This is a genomic window from Actinomadura sp. DC4 (genome assembly GCF_030406325.1).
Classification (GTDB): domain Bacteria; phylum Actinomycetota; class Actinomycetes; order Streptosporangiales; family Streptosporangiaceae; genus Actinoallomurus.
Map to the genome: position 1 here is coordinate 222,033 of NZ_JAUEQY010000005.1, position 19,260 is coordinate 241,292.

The window sequence follows — 19,260 nt, forward strand, 5'->3', positions numbered from 1 at the left end:
GAGGTGACGTGGCCAACGAGAACAAGCTCCGCGAACACCTGAAATGGGTGACCGCGGAACTGCGCGACGCCCGGCGCCGCCTGGCCGACAGCGAGTCGGCCGCGGCGGAACCGATCGCGATCATCTCGATGAGCTGCCGGTTCCCCGGAGGCGTCCGATCGCCGGAGGACCTGTGGCGGCTCGTGCGCGACGGCCGCGACGCGATCACCCCGCTGCCGGAGGACCGCGGCTGGCGCGTCCCGGAGATCTACGACCCGGACCCCGACCAGGCCGGCAAGACCTACGTACGGGCCGGTGGGTTCATCGAGGACGCCGCCGGGTTCGACGCGGAGTTCTTCGGCATCTCCCCGCGCGAGGCGCTCGCGATGGACCCGCAGCAGCGGCTCCTGCTGGAGGTCGGCTGGGAGGCCTTAGAACGCGCCGGGCTGGACATCGAGGCCCTGCGCGGCAGCCGGACCGGCGTGTTCACCGGCGTGATGTACCACGACTACGCGGACGGCATCGGCGACATCCCCGAGGGCCTGGAGGGCTACCTCGGCAACGGCAGCGCCGGCAGCATCGCCTCCGGCCGGGTCGCCTACACCTTCGGGCTGGAGGGCCCGGCCGTCACCGTCGACACCGCCTGCTCCTCCGCGCTCGTGGCGCTGCACCTCGCCGCGCAGGCACTGCGGCGGGGCGAATGCTCGCTCGCACTCGCCGGCGGCGTCACCGTGATGTCCACGCCACGGCTGCTCGTGGAGTTCAGCCGCCAGCGCGGCCTCGCTCCCGACGGCCGCTGCAAGGCGTTCGACGCGCGCGCCGACGGGTTCGGCGCCGCCGAGGGCATCGGCCTGCTGCTCGTCGAACGCCTCTCGGACGCGCGGGCGAACGGCCACGAGGTGCTGGCCGTGCTGCGCGGCTCGGCGGTCAACTCCGACGGCGCCTCCAACGGCCTGACCGCCCCGAACGGCCCCTCGCAGCAGCGCGTCATCCGCCAGGCGCTCGACGCCGCCGGGCTGACCGCCCAGGACGTCGACGTCATCGAGGCGCACGGCACCGGCACCGGCCTCGGCGACCCGATCGAGGCGCAGGCGCTGCTGGCGACGTACGGGCAGGGGCGCGATCGCCCGGCCCTGCTCGGGTCGGTGAAGTCGAACATCGGGCACACGCAGGCGGCCGCCGGTGTGGCGGGTGTGATCAAGATGGTGGCGGCGATGCGGCACGGTACGGTGCCGCCCACGTTGCACGTCTCGGAGCCGTCGCCGCACGTGGACTGGTCGGCGGGCGCGGTGGAGCTGGCGACGCGGGAGCTGCCCTGGCCGTCCGCCGACCGGCCGCGCCGCGCGGCCGTCTCGTCCTTCGGCGCGAGCGGCACCAACACGCACGTCATCCTCGAACAGGTCCCCGAGGAGACTCAGGCCCCGGCGGAACCCGGCGCGCCGATCGTCCCGTGGGTCCTGTCCGCTCGTACGCCGGAGGCGGTGCGCGAGCAGGCCCGGCGGTTGCCGGCGGTGGAGGAGCGGCCGGTCGATATCGGTTTCTCGCTGGCGTCTCGTGCGGTTTTCGAGCATCGTGCGGTGGTCGTCGGGGTTGAGGATCCGGTTCCGGCCGGGCCGGTGGAGGCGGCCGGTGACGTGGCGTTCGTGTTCTCGGGCCAGGGTTCGCAGTGGGTGCGGATGGGCGCGGGGCTGCTGGAGTGGTCGCCGGCGTTCGCGCGGCGGTTCGCCGAGTGTGGTGAGGCGCTGAGCCGGTGGGTGGACTGGGACCTTCGCGAAGCGGTGGCGGATGAAGAGTTGCTGGGTCGGGTCGATGTGGTTCAGCCGGTGTTGTGGGCCGTGATGGTGTCGCTGGCGGAGGTGTGGCGGTCCTTCGGTGTCGAGCCCGCCGCCGTCGTCGGGCATTCGCAGGGTGAGATCGCGGCGGCGTGTGCGGCGGGCGCGCTGTCGTTGGAGGACGGCGCGCGGGTGGTCGCGCTGCGCAGCCGGGCTCTCCGTGACCTGTCGGGTTCGGGCGGGATGGCGTCGGTACCGCGACCCGCCGCCGAGATCCCCGTGGAAGACGGACTGTCGATCGCGGCCATCAACGGACCGCGCTCGACCGTGCTCGCGGGTGAGGTGGCCGCGCTGGAGCGGGTCGAGGGTGCCCGGCTGATCGACGTGGACTACGCCTCGCACTCTCCGGCGGTCGAGGTGTTGCGGGAGCGGTTGCTGGCGGACTTGGACGGAGTCGCCGGTACGCGGGGTGAGGTGTGGTTCGAGTCGTCGGTGACGGACGAGCCGGTGACCTTGGACGCGGAGTACTGGTACCGGAACCTTCGGGAGACGGTCCGGTTCGAGGGCGCCGTACGGCGGCTGGTCGACCGAGGCTGTGACGTGTTCGTGGAGGTCAGTCCGCATCCGGTGCTGGGTGTGGGCCTCCGGGAGGTCGTGGAAGACGCGGGCGGGGCCGTGCTGGGGTCGCTGCGGCGCGGTGAGGACGACGTCACGCAGATGCTGCGGTCCCTTGGCGAGGCGTTCACCCACGGCGTCGACGTCGACTGGTCGCCCGCCTTCCCGGGCGGGCGACGGGTGCCGCTGCCGACCTACCCCTTCCAGCATCGGCGGTACTGGCTGGAGCGCGGCTCCTCGGCCGACCTCGGATCGGCCGGGCTGCGGGCGACCGGGCATCCGCTGCTCGCCGCCGCCGTCGAGATCGCGGACGAGGGCGGCCTGCTCCTCACCGGGACGCTCTCGGCCGACGACCGGCCCTGGCTCACCGACCATGCCGTCCACGACATCGTGCTCCTCCCGGGCACCGCGATCGCCGAACTGGCCCTGCACGCCGGCGACCAGGCCGGCTGCGACCGCCTCGACGAGCTGACCCTCCACACGCCGCTCGTGCTGCCCGAGCGCACCGCCGTACGCCTGCAGGTCGCGGTCGGCGCGCCCGATGAGTCCGGGACACGCGCGCTGACCCTCCACTCGCAGACCGACGGGCCGTGGACGCGGCACGCCACGGCGACTCTTACGCGCGGCGCCCCGCCGCCGCAGACGGTCGAGTGGCCGCCCGCCGGAGCGGAGGAACTCGACGTCACCGGCTTCTATCAGCGGCTGGACGAGAGCGGGTTCCACTACGGGCCGGCGTTCCAGGGGCTGAGGGCGGCGTGGGCGCACGACGGCGCGGTGTTCGCGGAGGTCGCGCTTCCGGAGGAGGCGGGCACCGACCCGTTCGCCGTGCACCCGGTCCTCCTGGACGCCGCGCTGCACGCGCTCGGGCTGGGGGCCCTCGACATCGGCTCCGGGCTGCTGCCGTTCGCGTGGAGCGGCGTCCAGCTCCACGCCTCGGGCGCGTCGGCCGCTCGCGTACGGCTGACCCGCGTCGGCGACGACACCGTGTCCGTCCTGGTGGCCGACGGCGCGGGGGTCCCGGTCGCCTCGATCGACGCGCTGACCCTGCGGCCGGTGTCCCGGGGACAGCTCACCCGGACGCCCGCCGACTCGCTCTTCCGCGTCGAGTGGACCCCCGTCCCCGCGGGCGACCCGGTGGAGATCACGACCTACGCGGACCTCGGCGCGCTGCCGGGCGACGCCGTACCCCCCTTCGTCGTGCTGCCGTGCCCCGCGCCGGGCGGCGACCTGGCCGCGGCCGCCGCCACGGCCGTACAAGAGCTCCTCGACACAATGCAGACCTGGCTCGCCGACGAGGCGTACGCGACCTCGCGGCTGGTCATCCTCACCGAGCACGCACTCGCCACCGGGAACGAGGACGTCACCGGCCTCGCCGCCTCCCCGCTCTGGGGCCTGGTCCGCTCCGCGCAGACCGAGAACCCCGGCCGCTTCGTCCTCGTCGACGCCGACTCCCGGGACCTGCTTCCGGCCGCCCTGGCCACCGGAGAACCCCAGCTCGCCCTGCGCGACGGCGAGATCCTGGTCCCGAGGCTCGCGCGCGCCGCCACCGGCCTGGCCGCGCCCCGGCCCGGCACCCGCCTCGACGTGACCGCCAAGGGCACCCTGGAGAACCTCGGCCTCGTCGAGGCCCCGGAGTCGCTCGCCCCCCTCGAACACGGCCAGGTGCGGATCGCGGTACGGGCCGCCGGGCTGAACTTCCGCGACGTCGTCCTCGCCCTCGGCATGGTCGAGGACGACCGCATGATGGGCAGCGAGGGCGCGGGCGTCGTCACCGAGACCGGCCCCGGCGTGACCGGAGTCGCGCCCGGCGACCGGGTGTTCGGGCTGTTCGCCGGCGCGTTCGGGCCGCTGGCCGTGGCCGACCACCGCATGGTGGCCGCGATCCCGGACGGCTGGTCATGCGAGCGCGCCGCATCCGTCCCGATCGCCTTCCTCACCGCCGCGTACGGCCTGCGCGACCTGGCCGGCCTGCGGCCCGGCGAGTCGGTGCTGATCCACGCGGGCACCGGCGGCGTCGGCATGGCGGCGGTGCAGCTCGCACGGCATCTCGGCGCCGAGGTGTACGCCACGGCGAGTCCCGCCAAACAACCGGTCCTGGCCGGGCTGGGCGTCGCGGCGGACCACATCGCGTCCTCGCGGGACGCCGCCTTCGAGGAGAAGTTCGGCCGCGTCGACGTCGTCCTGAACTCCCTCGCCGGGGAGCTGACCGACGCCTCCCTGCGGCTGCTCGGCGACGGCGGCCGGTTCGTCGAAATGGGCAAGACCGACATCCGCCATGACACCGAGGCGTATCCCGGCGTCGCGTACCAGGCGTTCGACCTGAGCGACGCCGGGCCCGAGCGCATCGGCGCGCTGCTCGCCGAGGTGACCGCGCTGTTCGCGGCGGAGGAGCTCCGGCCGCTTCCCGTACGGAGCTGGGACGTCACCCGCGCGCCGGAGGCGTTCCGGTGGCTGAGCCAGGCCCGGCACACCGGCAAGCTCGTCCTCACCTTCCCGGCCGGCTGGAACCCCGGCGGCACCGTGCTCATCACCGGCGGAACCGGCACGCTCGGCCGCCGCGTCGCCGAGCACCTGGTCGCCGAGCACGGCGTACGGTCACTGGTGCTCGCGAGCCGTACCGGCGGCGAGGGCCCGGACCTGGACGCCGACGTCCGCGTCGTCGCCTGCGACGCCGCCGACCGCGACGCGCTGCGCGCGCTCCTGGACGGCATCCCGGACCTGACCGCCGTCGTGCACGCCGCCGGAGTGCTCGACGACGGCGTCGTCTCGGCGCTCACCGCCGGCCAGGTCACCCGCGTGTTCCGCGCCAAGGTCGACGGCGCGGTCAACCTGCACGAGCTGACCTCGGGCCGCGACCTGGACGCGTTCGTGCTGTTCTCCTCGGCGGCCGGCACGCTCGGCGGGGCCGGGCAGGCCAACTACGCCGCCGCGAACACCTTCCTGGACGCGCTGGCCCAGCACCGCCGGGCCACCGGGCTGCCCGCGACGTCGCTGGCCTGGGGCCTGTGGGAGGAGCGCAGCGGCCTCACCGCGCACCTCGACGGCACCGACCAGGGCCGGATGTCCCGCTCCGGCGTACGCGGGCTGGCCACCGACGAGGCCCTCGCGCTGTTCGACACCGCCACCGCACTGCCGGACGCCGTCCTTGTGCCCATGCGCCTCGGCACGCGGCGGGCCGAGACGCCGGCGATCCTGCGCGGGCTGGTCCGCGCGCCCGCCCGCCGTACCGCCGAACCCGCGAGCCGGTCCGCACTGTCGGCCGCGGACCACGAACAGGCCCTGCTCGACCTGGTCCGCGGCGAGGTCGCCACCGTGCTCGGCCACACGACGCCGGAGGCCGTACCGGCCGGCCGGGCGTTCAAGGAGCTGGGCTTCGACTCGCTCACCTCGGTGGAGCTGCGCAACCGCCTCGCCTCCGCCACCGGCCTGCGCCTGCCGGCCACCGTCGTGTTCGACCACCCCACGCCGGGCGCCCTCGCCGCCTACCTCGGCGAGCGGCTGACCGGCAGCCGCGATCGGTACGGGCCCGCGCAGGCACGGCCCGCCGTCACCGCGGCACCGTCCGGCGAGCCGATCGCGATCGTGGCGATGGCCTGCCGCTTCCCCGGCGGCGTACGGTCGCCCGAGGACCTGTGGCGGCTCGTACGCGACGGCCGCGACGCCATCTCCGGCTTCCCGACCGACCGCGGCTGGGACCTGACCGACCTGTACGACCCGGACCCCGACCGGCCCGGGAAGAGCTACACGCGCGACGGCGGCTTCCTCTACGACGCGGCCGACTTCGACGCCGGCCTGTTCGGCGTGAGCCCCCGCGAGGCGCTCGCCACGGACCCGCAGCAACGGCTCCTCCTGGAGCTCGGCTGGGAGACCTTCGAACGTGCCGGCATCGACCCGACCGCCCTGCGCGGCACCGCGACCGGCGTGTTCGCGGGCGCCACGCAGAACGACTACGCCGCGCGGATCGCCACCGCGCCCGGCGGCCTCGAAGCGCACCTGCTCACCGGCAACACCGGCAGTGTCGCCTCCGGCCGGGTCTCCTACGCGTTCGGCCTCGAAGGGCCCGCCGTCACCATCGACACCGGCTGCTCCTCGGCCCTGGTCGCGCTGCACCTCGCCGCCCAGTCGCTGCGGTCGGGCGAGTGCTCGCTCGCGCTCGCCGGAGGCGTGGCCGTGATGGCGACGCCGTCGGCGTTCGTGGCGTTCAGCCGCCAGCGCGGGCTCGCAGCCGACGGCCGCTGCAAGGCGTTCGCCGGCGCCGCGGACGGTACGGGCTGGGGCGAGGGCGCGGGCCTGCTGCTGCTCGAACGGCTCTCGGACGCCCGGCGGCTCGGCCATCCGGTGCTCGGCCTGGTCCGGGGCTCGGCGGTGAACCAGGACGGCGCCTCCAACGGCCTGACCGCGCCGAACGGTCCCTCCCAGCTGCGCGTCATCCGGCAGGCGCTCGCCGGCGCGGGCCTGGACCCGGCCGACGTGGACGCCGTCGAGGGCCACGGCACCGGGACGACGCTCGGTGACCCGATCGAGGCGCAGGCGCTGCTGGAGGCGTACGGGCCGGACCGGGAACGCCCGCTGCTGCTGGGCTCGGTCAAGTCCAACCTCGGCCACACGCAGGCCGCCGCCGGCGCCGCCGGTGTGATCAAGATGGTGCTCGCGATGCGGCACGGCGTGCTGCCGCCGACCCTGCACGTGGACGAGCCGACCCCGTATGTGGACTGGTCCTCCGGCGCCGTCGAACTGCTCGCCGAAGAGCACGCGTGGCCGGACTCGGGACGCCCGCGCCGCGCGGGCGTGTCCTCGTTCGGCGTGAGCGGCACGAACGCCCACGTCATCCTGGAGCAGCCTCCCGCCGCCGACGAGCCGGACCGTACGGCCCCGCCCACCGGTCCCTGGCTGCTGTCCGGACACACCGGGGCGGCACTGCGCGACCAGGCCCGCCGGTTGCGCGAGCACCTGAGCGAGCGCGACGACGAGCCCGGCGACGTGGGGTTCTCCCTGGCCACCGGCCGTGCCGCGCTCGAACACCGGGCCGCGGTCATCGGGTCCGGCCGCGCCGAGTTCCTGCAGACCCTCGGCCACCTCGCCGACGGGCTCCCGGCGTCGAACCTCGTCACGGGCACCGCGCCCGCCGACGCCGCGAAGGTCGCGTTCGTCTTCCCCGGCCAGGGCGCGCAGTGGACCGGGATGGCCGTCGACCTGCTGGAGTCCGCGCCCGTCTTCGGCGAGCGGCTGGACGAGTGCGCCGCCGCGCTGTCCCCCTTCGTGGACTGGTCGCTCCGGGACGCCCTGCGCGGCGATCTCGACCGCGTCGACGTCGTCCAGCCCGCGTTGTGGGCGGTCATGGTCTCGCTCGCCGCCCTCTGGCGCTCCTACGGCGTCGAGCCCGCCGCCGTCGTCGGGCACAGCCAGGGTGAGATCGCCGCCGCCTGTGTGGCCGGCGCGCTGAGCCTGGAGGACGGCGCCCGCGTGGTCGCGCTGCGCAGCCGGGCGCTGCTGGACCTGGCCGGGCGCGGCGGCATGGTGTCCGTTCCGCTGCCGGTCGAGGAGATCCCGTTCCTGGACCGGCTGTCGGTGGCCGCCGTCAACGGCCCCCGCTCGACCGTGGTCTCCGGCGAGCCGGCCGTCCTGGAGGAGCTGCTCGCGGCCGAGGAGCGCGCCCGCCGCGTACCGGTCGACTACGCCTCGCACTCCGCCCACGTCGCGGCGATCCGGGAGGAGCTCCTCGGCCTGCTCGCGCCGGTCGAGCCCCGGGCCGCCGCGATCCCCGTCTACTCGACGGTCACCGGGGAGCGTCTCGACACGACCGAGATGACCGCCGCGTACTGGTACCGGAATCTGCGTGAGACGGTCCGGTTCGGGGCGGCGGCGCGGCGGGCGCTGGACGACGGCTGCCGCGTGTTCGTCGAGGCGAGCCCCCACCCCGTGCTGGCGGGCGGGCTGCGCGAGGTCATCGACGAGGCCGGCGCCGAGGCGGCCGTCATCGGGTCGCTCCGCCGGGACGAGGGCGGGCGGCGGAGGTTCCTGACCTCCCTGGCCGAGGCGCACGTGGCCGGTGCCCCCGTCGACTGGCCGGCGGCGTTCCCCGGCGCCCGGCGGGTGGACCTGCCGACGTACGCGTTCCAGCACGAGCGCTACTGGCTGGCCGAGGACCGGGCCGCGGCGACGGGACGGCACGACGCGCTGTTCCGCGTGGACTGGACCCGCCTGCCGCTGCGCCCCGAGGCCGCGCCCCCGTACGGCACCGTGCTGGAGGACTTTGCGACCACGGACCTCCGCGCGGCCACCACACGCGCGTTGACGCTGCTCACGGACTGGTTCGCGGCCGACCGTGACGGCGCCCGGCTCGTGTTCGTCACCCGCGGAGCGGTCGCCACCGACGACCGAGACACCGCGCCGGACCCGGCCCTCGCGGCGGTCTGGGGCCTCGTCCGTGCCGCCCAGGCGGAGAACCCGGGCGCGGTCGTGCTCGCCGACACCGACGGCACCGACGCATCGCGCGACGCGCTGCCGGCCGCCCTCGCCACCGGCGAACCGCAGCTCGCCCTGCGCCGCGGCTCCGTGTCCGTGCCCCGCCTCGCCCCGGTCGCCCGCGCCGGGAGAACGACGACCGGCTTCGGCACCGGCACCGTACTGATCACCGGCGGCACCGGCTCGCTGGGCCGCTCGGTCGCCCGGCACCTGGTCGAGGCCCGCGGCGTCGGGCACGTCGTCCTGGCCAGCCGCAGCGGCGGCGACGCCGAGGAGGTCGCCGCCCTCGGCCCCGCCGTGACCGCCGTCGCCTGCGACGTCGCCGACCGCGACGCGCTGCGCGGACTCCTGGACGGCATCCCGGACCTGACCGCCGTCGTGCACGCCGCCGGGGTCCTCGACGACGCCGTGCTCGCCGCGCAGGACGCCGGGCGCCTCGACCGGGTGTTCCGGCCGAAGGCCGACGCGGCGCTGCACCTGGACGAATTGACCCGCGACCGCGACCTGGACGCGTTCGTGCTGTTCTCCTCGGCGGCCGGCACGCTCGGCGGGGCCGGGCAGGCCAACTACGCCGCCGCCAACGCCTACCTCGACGCGCTCGCCCAGCGCCGCCACGCCGCCGGGCTTCCCGCGACGTCCGTCGTGTGGGGGTTCTGGGAGCAGGGCAGCGGGATGACCGGTCACCTCACCGACGCCGACCGCCGGCGCGTACGGCGCGGGGGCCTGGTCGCGCTGGCCGAACGCGAGGGCCTGGCGCTGCTCGACGCCGCCGTCGCCCGCCGCGAACCCGTCCTCGTCGCCGCGCGCATCGACACCTCGGCCACCTTCGCCGGCGCCGTCCCCGCCGTCCTGCGCGATCTCGTTTCCGCGCCCGAGGAAGAGGCGCCGGCGCTCGACGTACGGCGGCTGCCGGAGCTCGTCGGGGCGCACGCCGCCGCCGTGCTCGGCCACGCGCCCGGCCGTACGGTCACCGGCAAACGGGCCTTCCGCGACCTCGGCTTCGACTCGCTGATGGCCGTCGAGCTGCGCAACCGGCTGAGCGCCGCCACCGGCCTGCGGCTCCCCGCCGGCGCCGTCTTCGACCACCCCACCCCGCACGCCCTCGCCGCGTACCTCGAAGCGGAGCTGACCGGCACGACCTCCGCCGTGGCCCCGGAGCCGTCCACCGCCCCCGCCGACGAGCCGATCGCGATCGTCTCGATGGCCTGCCGCTTCCCCGGCGGCGTCCGTACGCCCGAGCAGCTCTGGGACCTGGTCGCCTCCGGCACGGACGCGATCACGGAGTTCCCGTACGACCGGGGCTGGGACGTCGAGGCGATCTACGATCCCGAGCCCGGCCGGCCCGGCCGCACCTACGTCCGCGAGGGCGGTTTCGTGGACGGCGCGGACCGGTTCGACGCGGACTTCTTCGGCGTCAGCCCGCGTGAGGCCCTCGCGATGGACCCGCAGCAGCGCCTGCTGCTGGAGTCGTCCTGGGAGGCGCTGGAACGCGCGGGCATCGACCCGGCCACTCCGCACGACGGGCCGGTCGGGGTGTTCGCCGGCACGAACGGCCAGGACTACGCCACCCTCGTCGCCGGCATGGCCGAGGACGCCTCCGACTACCTCGCCACCGGCAACTCCGCGAGCGTGCTGTCCGGCCGCGTGTCGTACCTGTTCGGCTTCGAGGGCCCCGCGGTCACCGTGGACACGGCGTGCTCGTCCGCGCTGGTCGCGCTGCACCTCGCGGCGCGGTCGCTGCGATCGGGGGAGTGCTCGCTGGCGCTGGCCGGCGGCGTCTCGGTGATGGCGACGCCCGCCGCGTTCGTGGCGTTCAGCCGGCAGCGGGGCCTGGCGGCGGACGGCCGCTGCAAGGCGTTCGCGGGCGCGGCGGACGGCACGGCCTGGGGCGAGGGCTGCGGCGTCCTGCTCCTCGAACGCCTCTCCGACGCCCGGCGGCACGGTCATCCCGTGCTCGGCCTGGTCCGGGGCTCGGCGATCAACCAGGACGGCGCCTCCAACGGCCTGACCGCGCCGAACGGCCCGTCGCAGCAGCGCGTCGTCGGCCGCGCCCTCGCCGACGCCGGCCTGTCGCCGGCGGAGGTGGACGCGGTCGAGGGGCACGGGACCGGGACGCGGCTCGGCGACCCGATCGAGGCCGAGGCACTGATCGCGGCGTACGGGCCGGACCGCGCGACCCCGCTGTGGCTGGGATCGGTCAAGTCGAACCTCGGCCACACGCAGGCCGCCGCCGGCGCCGCCGGTGTGATCAAGATGGTGCTCGCGATGCGGCACGGCCTGCTGCCGAAGACGCTGCACGTCGACGAGCCCTCGCCGTACGTCGACTGGTCCTCCGGCGCGGTGGCCGTGCTGGCCGAGGAGCGCGCCTGGCCGGACACCGGGCGGCCCCGGCGGGCGGGCGTCTCGTCGTTCGGCGTGAGCGGTACGAACGCGCACGTCATCCTCGAACAGGCTCCCGAGGCGGGTCCGGAGCCCGAGCCCGACACCGGCCGGCCGTACTGGCCGTGGGTCGTCTCGGCGCGGTCCGAGGCCGCGCTGCGGGCGCAGGCCGCCCGGCTCCTGCCCTACGCCGACCACGACCTCGGCGACGTCGCCTACTCCCTCGCGGCGTACCGCGCGGCCCACGACCACCGCGCCGTGGTCGTCGCGGCGGACGCCGAGGGGTTCCGGCGCGAACTGGGCGCGCTCGCCGAGGGCACGGCGCCGGCTCACGGCGTACGGCCGGACGGCGCGACGGCCTTCCTGTTCACCGGGCAGGGCGCGCAGCGGCCCGGCATGGGACGCGAGCTGCACGCGACCTTCGCGGTCTTCGCCGAGGCGTTCGACGAGGTCTGCGGCCACTTCGACCTGCCGCTGCGCGACATCGTGTTCGGCGACGACGCCGAACGGCTCGGCCGGACCGCGTTCACCCAGCCGGCCCTGTTCGCGTTCGAGGTCGCGCTGTACCGGCTCGTCGAGAGCTGCGGCGTGCGCCCGGACTACGTGCTCGGCCACTCCATCGGCGAGATCGCCGCCGCGCACGTCGCGGGCGCCCTGTCTCTGCCGGACGCGTGCGCTCTGGTCGCCGCGCGCGGGCGGCTGATGCAGGCGCTGCCGTCCGGCGGCGCGATGGCCGCGATCGAGGCGTCGGAGGAGGAGGTCGTCTCCGCCGGGCTGCCGGACTCGGTCGCCCTCGCGGCGGTCAACGGCCCCTCGGCGACCGTCGTCTCCGGCGACGAGGACGCCGTCCTGGAGGTCGCCGGTCGCTGGGCCGCGGAGGGACGCCGCACCCGGCGGCTGCGGGTCGGCCACGCCTTCCACTCGCCGCACATGGACGGGATGCTGGAGGAATTCACGCGGGTCGCGGCGCGGATCGAGTGGCGGCGCCCGGCCATCCCGGTGATCAGCGACCTCACCGGCGAGCCCCTCGACGTCGTCGAGCCGGACCACTGGGCCCGGCACGCCCGCGACACCGTACGGTTCCTCGACGGGACCCGCTGGCTCGCCGGGCAGGGCGTCACGGACTTCCTGGAGATCGGCCCGGACGCCTCACTCACCGCGGCCGTACGCGGGTCTCTGGACGCGCAGGCCGTGCCCGCTTCGCGGCGCGACCGGCCCGAGACCGAGACCCTGCTCACCGCCCTCGGTGCGCTGCACGTACGCGGGACGCGGGTCGACTTCACCGCGCTGACCGGGCGGCGGCGGCGCGTCGATCTGCCCACGTACGCGTTCCAGGGCGAGTCGTACTGGCCGGTCGCGGCCGGCGGGGACGGGCCGCGCTACCGGATCGCCTGGCGGCCGGTACCCATCGCCACGGAGCCGGCCGAGCGGCCCGCAGCTGGACTCGAGGTGAGGGTGGGGTCCGGTGGGAACGGAGGCAGCGGACCGAGCGCCGAGGGCGCGCTGGCGGGCTGGCTCGTCGTGGCCGCCGAGGACGACCCGGCCGCCGCGCTGCTGGCCGAGCGCGGCGCGCGGGTCACCCCCCGCCTCGAGCTCGACCCGCCACCCGCCGGAGTGGTCGCCCTCACCGGCGACGCGACCGAAGCGCTGGACCTGGCGCGGGCGTTCGGCGACCGGGAGATCCCGCTGTGGTTCGTCACCCGCCGGGCGGTCGCCGCGCGGGCCGCCGACGCGCCCGCGGACCCCGACGCCGCGATGGTCTGGGGCCTGGCCCGGGTGTTCGCGCTGGAACACCCCCGCTCCTGGGGCGGCCTGGCCGACCTTCCCGACATGCTGGACGCCGAGGTCGTCGGCCGGCTCGCCGCCGTGCTGACCGGAACCGGCGGCGAGGACCAGGTCGCGGTGCGAGCCACCGGCGTCCTGGCACGCCGGCTGCGCCGCGCCCGTACGACGGCCGGCGGTGAGTGGCGGCCACGCGGAACCGTGCTCGTCACCGGCGGTTCCGGCGGCGTCGGCCGTCACGTGGCCGGCTGGCTGGCCCGGTCCGGGGCCGAGCGCCTGGTCCTGCTCAGCCGTGGCGGGCGGGACGCCGACTGGCACCGTGACCTGGGAATTCCGGTGACCGCCGTGGCCTGCGACGTGGCCGACCGCGCCGCGCTCGCCGCCGTACTGGAACCCGTGGAAGATCTAACGGCGGTCTTCCACGCCGCGGGCACCAACGCGCTGACGCCGCTCACGGACACCACACCGGAGGAATTCGGCGAGGTCACCCGCGCGAAGGTGACCGGCGCCGCCAACCTGCACACGCTGCTCGCGGACCGGCCCCTGGACGCGTTCGTGCTGTTCTCCTCCGTCTCCGGCGTGTGGGGCAGCGGCGGGCAGGGCGCGTACGCGGCGGCCAACGCCTACCTCGACGCCCTCGCCGAGCGCCGGCGGGCCGAGGGCCTGCCCGCGACGTCGGTCGCCTGGGGGCCCTGGGCGGGCGGCGGCATGGTCGCCGAGGGCGACGCGGAGGACCGCCTGCGCCGACAGGGCCTGCCGGCGATGGACCCCGAACGCGCGCTCGGCGAACTGCAGGGCGCGCTCGACCGCGACGAGACCACGCTCGTGGTGTCGGAGGTGGACTGGCCGAGGTTCGCCGCGCTGTTCGCCTCGGCGCGGCCCCGGCCGCTGATCGGCGAGATCGCCGCCCCCGCCGAGCAACCCGCCCGTACGGACCTGCGCGAACGCCTGGCCGCGCTGCCCGGGAACGACCGCGAGCCCGCGCTCGTGGAGCTGGTCCGCGCCGCGATCGCGGGCGTCCTCGGGCACCGTACGCCCGACACCGTTCCGGCCGACCGCGCGATCAGCGAACTCGGCTTCGACTCCCTGACCGCTCTGGAGCTGCGCACGCGACTGGCCGCCGAGACCGGGCTGAGACTGCCGGCCACCCTGGCGTTCGAGCACCCTACGGCCGTCGCGCTCGCCCGCCACCTCGCCGGGGAGCTGCTCGGCACGGCGTCCGCGGACGCCGCCCCCGTGACCGCGGCCGACCACTCCGGAGACCCGATCGCGATCGTCGCGATGAGCTGCCGCTTCCCCGGCGGCGTCCGTACGCCCGAGGATCTCTGGAGGTTCGTCGAGGCGGGCGGTGACGCGATCGGGGAGTTCCCCGCCGACCGCGGCTGGGACGTGGCCGGTCTCTACGACCCCGACCCGGACCGGCCGGGCCACTCGTACGTACGCACCGGCGGCTTCCTGTACGACGCGGCCGACTTCGACGCGGACATCTTCGGGATCTCCCCGCGTGAGGCCCTCGCCATGGACCCGCAGCAGCGGCTGCTGCTGGAGACGGCCTGGGAGGCGTTCGAGCGCACCGGCATCGCGCCATCCGCCGCGCGGGCCGGGCGGACCGGCGTGTTCGTCGGCGCCGGGTACCAGAGCTACGCCGGCACCGGTCTGAGGCAGGCGCCGCAGGAGCTCGAAGGCCACCTGCTGACCGGGAACGCCGGCAGCGTCGTGTCCGGCCGCCTCGCCTACACCTTCGGCCTGGAGGGGCCGGCCGTCACGATCGACACCGCCTGCTCGTCCTCGCTGGTCGCCCTGCACCTCGCCGCCCAGGCGCTCCGGCAGGGCGAGTGCGACCTGGCGCTGGCCGGCGGCGCGACCGTCATGGCCACGCCGGACGCGTTCATCGGCTTCAGCCGGCAGCGCGGGCTCGCCCCGGACGGCCGGTGCAAGGCGTTCGCGGACGCCGCCGACGGCACCGGCTGGGCCGAGGGCGTCGGCCTGCTCCTGCTGGAGCGGCTGTCCGACGCGCGCCGGGGCGGCCACCCCGTGCTGGCCACCGTCGCCGGCACCGCGGTCAACCAGGACGGCGCCTCCAACGGCCTGACCGCGCCGAGCGGCTCCGCGCAGCGGCGGGTCATCCGGCAGGCGCTGGCGGCGGCCGGGCTCGGCCCGTCGGAGGTGGACGCGGTCGAGGCGCACGGCACCGGTACCGCCCTGGGCGACCCGATCGAGGCCGAGGCGCTGATCGCCACGTACGGACAGGACCGGGATCACGCCCTCCTGCTCGGCTCGGTCAAGTCCAATCTCGGGCACACCCAGGCCGCCTCCGGCGTCGCCGGGGTCATCAAGATGGTGGAGGCGATGCGGCACGGCACGGTGCCGCGCAGCCTGCACGTCGACCGGCCGTCCTCGCACGTGGACTGGGCCTCCGGCGGCGTCGAGGTCGTCACCGAGAACCGCCCGTGGCCGCGGGCCGGCCGGCCCCGCCGCGCGGGCGTCTCCTCGTTCGGAGTGAGCGGCACCAACGCCCACGTCATCCTCCAGGAGGGCGACCCCGGCCAGGTCTCCGAGCCCACGGAGCGGCCGGTGCCCTGGGTGCTGTCCGCCCGTACGCCGGAGGCGCTGCGCGACCAGGCGCGCCTGCTGTCCGAGGTGGACGCCGCGCCCGCCGACGTGGCGTTCTCGCTGGCCACCGGGCGGTCGGCGTTCGACCGGCGCGCGGTCGTCGTGGCCCGGGAGGGGTTCGGTGGGGCGCTGGCCGCGCTCGCGGCCGGCGAGCCCGCGCCCGGCGTCGTCACCGGCACCGCGCGGCCCGGCGGCAAGGTCGCGTTCGTCTTCCCCGGCCAGGGCTCGCAGTGGGCCGGGATGGCGCTGGACCTGCTCGGCGAGTCCCCGGAGTTCGCCGGGCGGATGCGCGAGTGCGCCGCCGCCCTCGCCCCGTACGCCGACTGGAAACTGCTCGACGTGCTGGCCGACCCGGACGCGCTGGAGCGCGTGGACGTGGTGCAGCCGGCACTGTTCGCCGTGATGGTGTCGCTGGCCGCGACCTGGCGCGCGTACGGCGTGGTGCCGGACGCCGTCGTCGGGCACAGCCAGGGCGAGATCGCCGCCGCGTGCGTGGCCGGCGGGCTGCCGCTCGCCGACGCCGCCCGGGTGGTCGCCCTGCGCAGCAGGGCGCTCGCCGCGCTCGCCGGCCGCGGCGGGATGGCCTCGGTGCCGCTGCCCGCCGGCGACCTCGACCTCGGCGACGGGCTGTCCGTGGCGGCGGTGAACGGGCCGCGCTCGACCGTCGTCTCCGGCGACCCGTCCGCGATCGAGGCCCTTCTCGCGCGTGAGGAGCGCGCGAAGCGGATCCCGGTGGACTACGCCTCGCACTCGGCGCACGTCGAGGAGATCCGCGACCGGCTGCTCGCCGACCTCAGTGGGCTGGACGCGCGGCCCCCGGAGATCGCGTTCCACTCGACCGTCGGCGAGGATCCGGCCGGGCTGGACGCGGAGTACTGGTACCGCAACCTGCGCGAGACGGTGGAGTTCGAACGCGTCACCCGTGACCTGCTCGACGCCGGATACCGGTACTTCGTCGAGGTCAGCCCGCACCCCGTGCTCACCGTCGCGGTCCAGGAGACCGCCGACGGGACGGACGCCGTCGTGCTCGGCTCCCTGCGCCGCGGCGAGGGCGGTCTGGAGCGGATGCTGACCTCACTCGGCGAGGCGTATGCGCACGGCGCGGCCGTGGACTGGCGGCCCGGCCTCGCCGGCGGCCGTCACGTACCCCTGCCCACCTATCCGTTCCAGCGGAGACGCTTCTGGCTGGAGCACCGGCCCGTCCCCGTCACGGACGGCCACCCGATGGGCTCGGTGATCACGCAGGCGGAGGGCGGCGGGGTGCTGCTGACCGGCCGCCTGTGCGTACGGGCGCAGCCGTGGCTCGCCGACCACGTCGTACTGGGCTCGGTCGTGCTGCCCGGCGCCGCGTACGTCGAGCTGGTCCTTCGGGTGGGCGAGGAGGCCGGCTGCCCGGGCGTCGAGGAGCTCACGCTGGAGACGCCACTGACCCTGCCGGAGGACGGCTCGGCCGAGATCCAGGTGTCGGCGGGCGCCCCGGGCGACGACGGCCGCCGGACCGTCCACGTGCACTCCCGTACGGACGGCGACGCCTCGTGGACCCGCCACGCCACCGGGCTCCTCGGGCCTTCCGGCGTCGCCCCGGCGCCGGTCCCGTGGCCCGCCGACGCGACGCCGGTCGACCTCGGCGACCTGTACCCCGCGCTCGCCGACACCGGGCTGGACTACGGGCCGGCGTTCCGCGGCCTGCGCGCGGTGCGGCGCGACGGCGACGACGTGCTCGCCGAGGTGACGCTTCCCGACGGCGTACGGGCCGACGGTTTCGGCGTGCACCCGGCGCTGCTGGACGCGGTGCTCCACGCCATCGCCGCGGGCGGGCTGGTCGAGGACGCCGGCCGGGCCCAGCTCCCGTTCTCCTGGCGCGGGGTCCGCCTGCACGCCACCGGGGCGGCGTCGCTCCGCGTCCGGCTGTCCGCGGTCGACGGCGGGGTGTCCCTGGAGGCCACCGACCCGTCCGGCGCGCCTGCGCTGTCGGTGGAGTCGCTGGCCCTGCGGCCGGTGTCCGCGGGAGGCCAGGCGCTCTGGCGGGTCGACTGGCGGACCCTGCCGCCGGGCCGGGCCTTCACCGACGCGTACGAGACCTACCGGGTGCCGTCCGGCGGCGACCCGCACGAGGCCGTGCGGGCGGCCGCCGGGGCCCTGCGCGACCGGATCGCGGCCGACGACCCGGCCCCGCTCGTGATCCTCACCCGCGACGCCGCCGGGCCGGACGTCTCCGACCTCGCCGGCGCGGCCGTCTGGGGACTGGTCCGCTCGGCGCAGGCCGAGCATCCCGGCCGGTTCGTGCTGGCCGACGCCGACGCCGAGGTCCCCGAACCGCTCCTGCGCGCCGTCCTCGGGTCCGGGGAACCACAGGTGGCCGTACGGGACGGCGTCGCCCGCGTGCCACGGCTGGTCCGCGCCGCCGGGCCGAAGGAGGAGACCCCCTTCGGCCCGTACGGGACGGTCCTCATCACCGGCGGCACCGGGACGCTCGGCCGCCTGGTCGCCCGGCACCTCGCCACCGGGCACGGCGTACGGTCGATCGTCCTGGCGAGCCGGAGCGGCGGCGAGCCCGGTGACCTCGCCGGCCTGGGCGTACGGGTCGTGGCGTGCGACGTCGCCGACCGCGACGCCCTCGCGGACCTGCTGGCCGGTATCCCCGACCTGACCGGCGTCGTGCACGCGGCCGGGGTGCTCGACGACGGCGTGCTCACCTCGCTGACGCCCGAGCGGATCTCCGCCGTTCTGCGGCCCAAGGCGGACGCGGCGTGGCATCTGCACGAGCTGACCCGCGACCGCGACCTGGCCGCGTTCGTGCTGTTCTCGGCCGCGGCGGGGCTGTTCGGCACCGCGGGCCAGGGCAATTACGCGGCGGCCAACACCTTCCTCGACGGCCTCGCCGCGTACCGGCGCGCCCGCGGTCTGCCCGGCACGTCGATCGCCTGGGGGCTGTGGCGCGACCGGAGCGGCATGACCGGCGACGTGGACGGCGAACGAATGGCGCGCTCGGGGGCGGTGGAGATGTCCGCCGAGGAGGGCCTCGCCTTCCTGGACGCCGCGCTCGCCTCCGCCGACCCGGTCCCGGTGGCGGTCCGCCTGGACCTGGCCGCGCTGCGCGCCGGAGGCACGGTGCCGGCGCTGCTGCGCGACCTTGTCCGGCCGGCCGCGCGCCGCGCGCGTACCGACCTGGCCGGTCTGTCCGGGGCCGAACGGGACCGCGCCGTGCTCAACCTGGTCCGGAGCCATGCCTCGGCGGTGCTCGGCCACGCGGCGCCCTCCGCCGTCGAGTCCGGGCGCGGCTTCCTGGAACAGGGCTTCGACTCGCTCACCGCGGTCGAGCTCCGCAACCGGCTGACCGACGAGACCGGCCTCCGGCTGCCCGCCACGATGATCTTCGACTACCCGAACCCCGGCGCACTCGCGGCCTACCTTGCCGAGCGGCTCGGTGGCGACGCCGAGCCGCCGGTCCTCGCCGACCTCGACCGGGTGGCGCGGGCGGTGGCGGAGACACCGCCGGATGACCGTACGCGGCCCGAGGTCGTGGCGCGGCTGCGGGAGATCCTCGCGGCGCTGGACCACGAGCCGGGCGGGCCGGACGCCGACGTGGAGTCGGCCGGCGACGAGGAACTGTTCGAACTTCTCGACGACGAACTCCAGACGCCATGACGGAAGA

At 76.0% G+C, this 19,260-nt stretch carries 1 protein-coding gene; it reads left to right on the forward strand.

Annotated features, from left to right (window positions below):
* Positions 1–8 precede the first annotated feature (8 nt).
* Positions 9–19,253, forward strand: coding sequence for a type I polyketide synthase (locus QWU11_RS10565; RefSeq protein WP_290104946.1), 19,245 nt, complete (start codon positions 9–11; stop codon positions 19,251–19,253).
* Positions 19,254–19,260 lie beyond the last annotated feature (7 nt).